Origin of the sequence: Pandoraea sp. E26 (assembly GCF_000681415.1) — a bacterium.
Lineage (GTDB): Bacteria > Pseudomonadota > Gammaproteobacteria > Burkholderiales > Burkholderiaceae > Pandoraea > Pandoraea pnomenusa.
This window is the reverse complement of record NZ_AYXJ01000089.1, coordinates 1-566: the sequence shown is the minus strand read 5'-3', so window position 1 is coordinate 566 and position 566 is coordinate 1. Positions and strand designations below refer to the sequence as shown.

Sequence of the window (566 nt, the reverse complement as noted above, 5' to 3'; positions counted from 1 at the left end):
CGCGCCGATCGGCCGCGCCGCCGTGCGGCTCTTTCCCGGCCTGCTGGCGGCACTGACGCTCGTCGCCGGGGTCATGCTGCTGATCTCCGGCGTGACGCCGGCCACGCGCGAGGCGGAAGACTTCCTGCGCCGCCATGTGCCGCTGTTCCTGGTCGAGGTGTCGCACCTGCTCGGCAGCGTGGCGGGGCTGTGCATGCTGTTTCTGGCGCGCGGACTGTTGCACCGGCTCGACGCCGCCTGGTGGGGTTCGCTCGCGTTGACGGTCATCGCCGCCGTGCTGGCGATTCCGAAGGGGATCGCACTGTCGGAATGCTTCGTGCTGGCGGTGCTGGCCACGTTGCTGCTCGTCTCGCGCAAGCAGTTCGACCGTCGCTCGTCGCTCTTCACACAGACGTTCGAGCCGGGATGGATCATCGCGGTGCTCTCGGTGCTGGGCGCCTGTACCTGGCTCATGTTCATGTCCTACCGGCGCGTGGGCTACGCGAACCAATTGTGGTGGCAGTTCACGTTCGGCGGTGACGCACCTCGTTCGATGCGTGCGCTGATGGTGGTGGCCGTGATCGGGC

The 566-nt window shown here is 68.0% G+C and carries 1 pseudogene; it reads left to right on the top strand.

Annotation, left to right across the window (positions count from 1 at the left end):
* Positions 1-566: pseudogene (locus W930_RS28925) on the top strand (hypothetical protein); the annotation flags it as partial.